At 64.3% G+C, this 8,139-nt stretch carries 8 protein-coding genes; 1 reads left to right on the top strand and 7 read right to left on the bottom strand.

Going from position 1 to position 8,139, the window contains the following annotated elements:
- The 6 genes from BN11_RS19230 to BN11_RS19205 all read right to left on the bottom strand — a co-directional run.
- Nucleotides 1-827, bottom strand: an 827-nt coding sequence (locus BN11_RS19230) for an IS481 family transposase (protein ID WP_048701642.1), incomplete at its 3' end; no start/stop codon positions are given.
- Nucleotides 828-901: 74 nt separating this feature from the next.
- Nucleotides 902-1,474, bottom strand: coding sequence for a FadR/GntR family transcriptional regulator (locus tag BN11_RS25680; RefSeq protein ID WP_201329314.1), 573 nt, complete (start codon nt 1,472-1,474; stop codon nt 902-904).
- Nucleotides 1,475-1,693: 219 nt separating this feature from the next.
- Nucleotides 1,694-2,392 carry a gamma-glutamyl-gamma-aminobutyrate hydrolase family protein gene (locus BN11_RS19220; protein ID WP_048702002.1) on the bottom strand — a complete coding sequence of 233 codons (699 nt, stop codon included), beginning with the start codon at nt 2,390-2,392 and terminating at the stop codon, nt 1,694-1,696.
- Nucleotides 2,392-3,159: a 3-oxoacyl-ACP reductase gene (locus BN11_RS19215; protein ID WP_048702000.1), complete on the bottom strand. Its 768-nt coding sequence runs from the start codon at nt 3,157-3,159 to the stop codon at nt 2,392-2,394. Before BN11_RS19215 ends, BN11_RS19220 begins: the two co-directional genes overlap by 1 nt.
- 91 nt (nt 3,160-3,250) lie before the next feature.
- Nucleotides 3,251-4,612, bottom strand: a complete 1,362-nt coding sequence (locus BN11_RS19210) for an aldehyde dehydrogenase family protein (RefSeq protein ID WP_201329313.1) — start codon at nt 4,610-4,612, stop codon at nt 3,251-3,253.
- A gap of 10 nt (nt 4,613-4,622) precedes the next feature.
- Entirely contained in the window at nt 4,623-5,984 is a 1,362-nt protein-coding gene (locus tag BN11_RS19205) for a glutamine synthetase family protein (protein WP_048699970.1), read from the bottom strand.
- Between the two features lie 544 nt (nt 5,985-6,528).
- On the opposite strand from BN11_RS19205, the gene BN11_RS19200 reads away from it, so the two are divergent.
- Entirely contained in the window at nt 6,529-7,254 is a 726-nt protein-coding gene (locus BN11_RS19200) for a permease (RefSeq protein WP_201329312.1), read from the top strand.
- Between the two features lie 37 nt (nt 7,255-7,291).
- On the opposite strand, the gene BN11_RS19195 is transcribed toward BN11_RS19200, so the two are convergent.
- A partial coding sequence (locus tag BN11_RS19195; protein WP_048696203.1) for an IS256 family transposase occupies nt 7,292-8,139 on the bottom strand: 848 nt, incomplete at its 5' end.

Raw genomic sequence — 8,139 nt, 5'->3', positions numbered from 1 at the left:
CGCTCCACCTTGCCGTTGTGGCGGGGCGTGTAGGGCCTGGTCCGCTGATGGCGCGCGGCGAAGGAGCACACCGCGCGGGTGAAGTCCTTGGCGCGATAGCAGGAGCCGTTGTCGGTCACGATCCGGGTGAAGCGGGTGACGCCGTGGGCGGCGAACCAGACGCGGGCACGGAAGAGGAACCCGATCGCGGTCTTCGCGGTCTCGTCCTCGAGGGCCTCGGTGTAGGCCAGACGGGAGAACCCATCGACTGCGGAGTGCAGGTAGACGTAGCCCGGCCGGGTCCCGCTGGCCTTCGCCTTGGCGGTGGCCCTGGCTGCGGCGCGGGCCTGGTCGGAGTTGATGCCGTGGATGCGCCAGCCGCCGCCGTCGGGGATGCGGCCGACCTTCTTCACATCGATGTGGATCATGTGCCCGGGCCACCAGGCCTTGATGGTGCCGGGCCTGCGCAGCGGTTCGCCGTCGACGTCGAGGTGATCCAGGCGCGCGAGGCCGAGCTTGTGTAGCCACCGAGTCACCGTGGCCACCGAGATGGGGATGTCCTGGGCCGCGAGTTCGCGCACGATCCGGCGCGCTGACCACTTGTTCTTCCGCATCACCGCTATCTGCTCGACCACCGCAACAGGTGTCTGGGTGGGCCGCTGGGCTGGTGCACTCGAACGATCGTGAAGGCCGGCTTCGCCGTGCTCGCGGTAGCGGGCCACCCACTTGCCCAAGCACTGGCGGGAGACGCCTGCTTCGGCGGCGATGTGGGCGATCGGTCGATGGCGGCAGCGCAGCACCAACCGCAGACGGCCTTGAGGGGTCAGCGGAGCATTACGGTGGGTCACAGGGCAGGTCCTTCGTGTCGGCGACGGTTGTCTTGGTCGACTTCCATCTTTGCCGCCGGGGACCTGCCCGTCCCTCACGACCTACGGCGCCGGGTGACACCAACCTCATGAGCCGCAACAGCTAACAGTGGGGTCAACGTTCGTACCCCTGCCAGTTCTGCAAAAGTCAGGTGCAGGCGAGAGTCCAGCCTTCGATAATCGTCCGGTCCGGCCTGCTCAACCTCACTGAGACGCATCCACAGCACGTCGCGCTCCACAGCCGTCAGGGTTCGCCTCGAAGCCAACCGGATGGCCCCAACCTCGAGGACTTCACGCATGCCGAGCAGGTCAGCAATGTCCGCTGGCGTCCACACACGTCTCGACACCGTCGAGTGGCGCCTCGGCACCGTGTCTGCGAAAAACGTCCCTCCGTACCGTCCGCGCTTGGTGGTGAAGTATTCCGCGTCCGATAGTGACTTGATCGCCTGCCGGACGGTGTCCCTGCCCACTCCCAGTTTACTTGCGAGTTCCCGCTCGGGCGGCAGGGCGTCACCGGGCTCGTACACGCCAAGCCACACCAGCTGCAATAGCCGGTTGACGGTCTCTTCAAAGACATTGCCCGACCGCACCGGTCGGAGCAGGGCCTCGTTGGCGGACTCGTCATTCATTTCGGTCACCATAGTCGCGACCTTGGTGCCATCGCTCGCTAATGCTCCCGGAAATACTTAACGCAGGTCTCACGTGGCAGGGCGGCGCTCCCGCAGCATCGTCCATCGTCTGAGCCGCACACCGAACGTCTACCAGCCGAGCCGTGGAGCGAGGAGGGCGCGTGGGGCCCGTCAAGCTGGTTCGCTGGACGAGTGAACGCACCGCGACCAGGACGCCGATCAAGGAGCCGCCGCCGCGGCTGCGACCAATGCCCTGAACAAGCCCGCGTCCTCCTGGGTCTCCGGGTGCCATTGCACTGCAAGCCGGAACGGGTGTTGCGGGTCCTCCATCGCCTCCAGGGTTCCGTCGGCGGCCCAGGCGACTGGTTCGAAGCCCGGATGGGCGCTGACCGCTTGATGGTGGTGACACCTCACGGCGCCCCGCGCCCCTATAGCTCGAGCCAGTCGGCTGGCGACAACGATGTCAACCGCGATGTCGCCGTACGAGTTCCCACCCGGCGAGTGCTGCTGTGAGCCGACGCGGTCAGGCACATGCTGTTCAAGCACTCCCCCAGCGTGCACCGCCATGAGTTGCATGCCTCGGCAGATGCCTAGCACGGGCAGGTTGATCCTGGCGGCTTCGTCGAGGAGGGCGAGCTCCCACGCGTCACGGTCCTCGCGCCAGCCCATAGTCCGCTCGTGCGGCCGTTCCCCGTACCTCATCGGCTGCACGTCGGGGCCCCCGGCGATCACGAGCCCGTCCAGCCGACGTACCACCGATGCGGCTACCCGCGGGACGCTCGGCGGGAGCAGCACTGGCGCCCCGCCAGCCCGTTCCACAGACTGCGAATAGCTTGCGGGCAGAACGTCCGCTACTTCGTCCCACACCCCCCATTGCGAGGTTTCACGAGCGGCAGATATGCCGATGACCGGGTGCATCACACAGGGGTAACGTAGGCGCCTGAAATGCCGCCGTCCACCAAGAAGGTAGAGGCGGTGATAAAGCTTGACTCGTCGGAGGCCAAGAACAAAACAGCATTGGCCATCTCCGCGGGCTCAGCAAACCGGCCGAGCGGAACGTGTACCAGTCGGCGCTGGGCACGCTCCGGGTCCGTTGCGAACAGTTCCTGCAGCAAGGGCGTGTTGACCGGTCCTGGACACAGCGCGTTAACTCTCACGCCCTCGCGAGCGAATTGCACACCCAATTCGCGCGACATCGACAGCACACCGCCCTTCGACGCCGAGTACGAGATCTGCGACGTAGCCGCACCCATCACGGCGACGAACGAGGCGGTGTTGATGATGGAGCCGCTTTTCTGCTCGAGCATGTAGGGCAGCGCGGCCTTGCAGCACAGGTAAACGCTGGTCAGATTGACCTCCTGGACCCGCTTCCACGCCTCCAGTTCGGTGTCGAGGATCGAGGCGTCCTCCGGCGGCGAGATCCCGGCGTTGTTAAACGCGATGTCCACCGATCCGTAGGTGGTGAACGCCGTCTTGAACAGTGCGTCGACTTGCCGCTTGTCTGTAACGTCCACGTGCACGTAGGTGCCGCCGACCTGCTCAGCGATCGTGGGCCCCTTTACGTCGTCGACGTCGCCGATGACCACCTTCGCGCCCTCTGCAGCGAACCTCTGCACGACCGCAAGGCCGATGCCGGAGCAACCCCCGGTAACGACGGCGACCTTGCCTTCGATGCGTCCTGCCATGACTTCCACTTCCTTTTCGATGATCATCCAATAATGGGGAGACGGTTGCGTGAGGGGCGAACGCCAACTTCCGCTCGCCGGTGGGGTCCAACTACTCGTTACTGATGAAGACGTTCTTGACCTCAGTGAACGAGTGGGGCGCGTCGGGACCGAGCTCGCGGCCCAGACCGGATTGCTTGAACCCGCCGAACGGTGTCCAGTAGCGCACGGCCGAATGAGAGTTGATGCTCAGGTTTCCGGCCTCGACGGCGCGCGATACTCGCAGCGCCCGACCGACGTCCCGCGTGAAAATCGACCCGGACAAACCAAACTCGGTGTCGTTGGCGAGTTGAACTGCCTGCGCCTCGTCGTCAAAGGGCATCACCGCCACGACCGGACCGAACACCTCATCGCGCCAGATGCGCTCGCTTGGATCGTCCGTCAAGACGACCGTCGGTGCGAACCAAAACCCGGGGCCGTCGGGGCGCGAGCCGGAAAAAGCTACCTCAACGTCGTCGACGTAGCCCTGCACGGTGGCCTTCTGTGCCGCCGAAATGAGGGGGCCCATTTCGCTGGAGCGATCAGAGGGGTCGAGTACCTTGACGCCCTGCACGGCCGGTTCGAGCAGCGATACGAACTCGTCGTAGGCGGAGCGCTCCACAAGGATGCGAGAGCGGGCGCAGCAATCCTGCCCAGCATTGTCGAACACTGCGGACGGCGCAGCTGCCGCGGCCTTAGCTAGGTCGGCGTCCGCAAACACGATGTTGGCGCTCTTACCGCCAAGCTCGAGCGTCACGCGCTTCACTTGGTCGGCGCAGCCAGCCATGATGCGTTTACCGACCCCCGTCGAGCCGGTGAAGCATACCTTCCGAACGGTCGGGTGGGTCACGAACCGCTCACCCACAATCGATCCTCGTCCGGGCACGATCGTAAGAACGCCCTCAGGCAGGCCGGCCATCAGCGCCAACTCACCCAGACGGATGGCGGTCAGCGGAGTCAGCTCGGCCGGTTTAAGGACGACGGTGTTGCCGGCCGCCAGCGCAGGACCGAAACCCCAGGCCGCGATAGGCATCGGGAAATTCCACGGCACGATGATGCCGACGACACCAAGCGGCTCGTGGAAAGTTATGTCGACACCACCACCCACGGGAATCTGGTGTCCAGTCAGACGTTCTGGACTCGCCGAGTAGTAGTTGAGCACGTCGCGGACGTTGCCCGCTTCCCACACCGCGTTGCCCCACGTGTGGCCGGAATTGCGTACTTCGAGTTCGGCAAGTTCCTCCACGTGCGCATCGACAACCGAAGCAAATCGACGCAGCAGAGTGGCGCGCTCCCCAGGCGTGATGGCCCGCCAGGCTGGCAGGGCTGCGGCCGCTCGGTCTATTGCGGCATCAACGGCCGCGAGGTCGGCCATTTGCACATCTGCGACGGCCTGTTCAGTCGCAGGGTTCACCACGGTATATGTGTCGCTCACGGGGGCTCCCTTACATGCGTTCGAAGCTGCGACGCAGCTCCCAGTCGGTGACGGACGCTTCAAAGGCCTTGAGTTCGACGTCGGCCATGGTGGTGTAGTGATCGACAACTTCGTCGCCGAGAATCTGCCTGGCGGCCGCCGACGTGGTGAAGGCGTCGCGCGCTTCACGCAGGGTGTTCGGGACCTTTGGCTTGTCGGAGGTGTACGCGTTTCCGGTCAACTCCGGCTCGAGTTCCAACTTGTGCTCGATGCCGTAGAGGCCAGCGCCCAGCATCGCCGCGAGAGCTAGGTATGGGTTCGCGTCACCGCCAGGCACGCGGTTCTCCATCCGCGCCCCCGCTCCCTTCCCCACCAACCGGATCGCGCAGGAGCGGTTGTCGAGTCCCCACGCAACGGTGGTCGGGGCGAAAGAACCGTCGGCGAAACGTTTGTATGAATTGACGTTCGGCGCGTACAGCAACGTAAAGTCTCGCATCATCGTTAGGACCCCCGCGATGAATTGGTCGTAGAGCGGTGTGCGGGCGCCGTCGCGCCAGAACACGATCTCGTCCTCCAAGCCACGCAGCGACAGGTGGATGTGGCAGGAGTTGCCTTCACGCTCGTTATACTTAGCCATAAACGTCAGCGCTTGGCCGTGCTGCGCGGCGATCTCCTTGGCGGCGGTCTTGTATACCGAGTGGTTGTCGGCGGTAGCAACGACATCGTCGTACAAGAAGCCGATCTCATGTTGACCGAAGTTGCATTCCCCCTTCGCGCATTCAACATCCATGCCCGCCGCGTACATCGTGTTACGGATGTCGCGTAGGAGTGGCTCGACGCGAGAAGTGCCGAGGATCGAATAGTCCACGTTGTACTGGTTAGAAGGTGTCAGATCCCGGTAGTTCGACGACCAGGCCTCTTCGTAGGTTGTATCGAAGACGATGAACTCCAGCTCGGTACCCGCTTTGGCGACGTAGCCGGCTTGCGTTGCCTTCTCAACCTGCGCTTTGAGGATCGTGCGTGGCGACTGGATCACGGGACTCTCGTCGAGCCACGTTAGGTCGCACTGGATGATCGCGGTCTTTGGCAGATGCTTAAGAACGCGGATTGTGTCGAAGTCGAGGGCGAACTCCATGTCTCCGTAGCCCTTTTCCCACGAGCTCATGGCGTATCCCTCAACCGTGTTCATATCAACGTCTACACTGAGTAGGTAGTTACACCCCTCGGTGCCATGCTTTGCAACCACATCCACGAAGTACCGACCGTGGAAGCGTTTGCCCAGGAGCCGTCCCTGCATGTCCGTGAACGCCACGATCACCGTGTCGATCAGGTCCGCCTCAATACGGGCTACGAGTTCGTCTGCGCTTAAGAGCCGCGCGTTTCGCCGTGTCACTAAGCCATCCCTTTCGTAAGCAGGCCTGCGTCGCTTGTCCGTCAAGCAATGGCCGTGTAACACACCATTGAGGGGTCCGAACGCGGCGCGTTCCCATCGTGTTCGATCCAACAGTGTTTCAGGTACAAGAACGAGCGTCAACGACTAATGGTCGGTAAGCGCGCCAATGGTGAGTCCTAGCAAACCGAGTTCAGCTCCAGATTTAGTCTCAGGACACGAGCTGTGCCAGCCCTCGCAAGATGCCCGAACTACCCCGCCATCCCGGGCTTCGCCTGCGCTGACGTGCCCGCCTCGCCGTGTTGCAGTCGAGGAGGTCCCAAGGACCGCTCGCGGCCGGCTTGGCCTGACTGCGGTCCATTGCGACCATGGAAGCAGTGCGGTCCTCGCCATGTCAATGGTTTGGTGACAATCCTTTAGGCCCAAGTGCAGGGGCCCTCGGCCGCAAGCCTCCTGGGGGTTGACACGTGCGTGTGGCGCGCGTCACCCTCATCGCCCCTTTGCGCGCGTGGCGCGAGGTGCCGTACCGATGAGGACAGGGAGCCGCATGAGCACTGCACGACGCCGAGCGCGTGGAGTCGACTACGAGCAGGTCAGTTCTGACTACTTGGAGCATCGCCAGTTGCGCCGGGGCGCTGCGGGTTGGGTCCTGCTCGCGGGGCTCGGGGTCGCGTACGTGATCTCGGGGGACTTCGCCGGATGGAACTTTGGGCTGGCAGAGGGCGGGTGGGGTGGTCTATTCATTGCGACGGTCCTAATGGCGACCATGTACACGTGCATGGTCTTCGGTCTGGCCGAGCTTGCGTCCGCTCTGCCGGTGGCGGGCGCTGGCTATGGTTTCGCGCGCCGGGCGTTGGGGCCACTTGGAGGCTTCGCAACGGGAATGGCCATCCTGATCGAGTACGCCATAGCTCCAGCGGCCATCTCGGTGTTCATCGGCGGCTACATTGAGGCTCTTGGCTTGTTCGGCCTGACAAGTGGGTGGCCGATCTACCTGGCGTGCTATGCCGTGTTCGTTGGGATCCATCTGTACGGCGTGGGTGAGGCAATGCGGTTGATGTTTGCCATCACCGTGGCGACGCTCGGGGTTGTCGGGCCCTACGGCGGGAGGGCCGCGGACCAGAGAGCCGTAGCCGTCGAGGCCGTGGCCCTCGTTGCGCTGGTGGTCTTTGTGATCGCAATGGCTCCGAAGTTTGAGTTCGCTAACCTGTTTGACATCGAGCCGACAGGCGCGGCCGGCGCGAACAGTGGTGGCGTCCAGATTCCGGTGTAAACGCGCGGGCCTTGGTTCAGGTTTCGTGGGGTTGATGTTACGCGGTGGCGGTGACAGCGTCGGTTTGGTGGGCGTGTCGGGGTCGTAGTTCGCGGGGTGGGTCGAGTAGGGATCGGCGGAGGTCGTGTAGCAGGCGTGAGCCGGCGGGGGTCATGGCCAGGCCGCGCCAGCCGGCGGAGGCGCGGTCCAGGACGGCCCAGACCAGGCTGATGCAGGAGGTCTCGCCGGGGAAGCGGCCGATGACTTTGGCGCGGCGGCGGGTTTCGCCGAAGGTGCGTTCGATGAAGTTGGAGTGCCGGATCCGTTGGTGGTGCTCGGCCGGGAAGCGCAGGTAGGCGCTCAGTCCGGCGGCGTCGGTGAGCAGGATCTTCATCGCTGCCGGGTAGATGGCGGCGTACTTCTCGGCGAACGCGCGGACGCGGGTGTCGATCAGGTCGACCAGCGCGGGGCCGGGTTCGATATCGAGGTCGGTGGTGTCGAAGATGGCCCAGTAGCCGTCGCGGATCTCGTCCTGCATCCCGGTCGGGGTCTTCGCCAGAACGTTCCGCAGCCGGTGGATGAGGCACCTCTGCCGCAACGCTTTCGGGTAGATCTGCTCGATCGCGGCGATCAATCCTTGAGCGCCGTCGGAGATGACCAGCAGCGGACTGCCCAGGCCCCGATGGCGCAGGTCGGCCAGGAAGTCGACCCACGCGTCGGTGGATTCCCCGGCCCCGGGCGCGAGGCCGATGAAGATGGGTTTGCCGTCGGTGCTGATCCCCCAGGCGGCCAGCACCGGCTCGGCCGGGCTGCCGGGGTGCATCCGGAAGAACGAGGCGTCCAGGAACAGGTAATCCACGCTCACCCCCTCCAGGCGGCGGGCAGCCCACTGCTCGTACTCGGCGG

Origin of the sequence: Nostocoides australiense Ben110 (genome assembly GCF_001050535.1) — a bacterium.
In the GTDB taxonomy this organism is placed as follows: domain Bacteria; phylum Actinomycetota; class Actinomycetes; order Actinomycetales; family Dermatophilaceae; genus Nostocoides_A; species Nostocoides_A australiense.
This window is presented reverse-complemented; position numbering and strand designations above follow the sequence as displayed.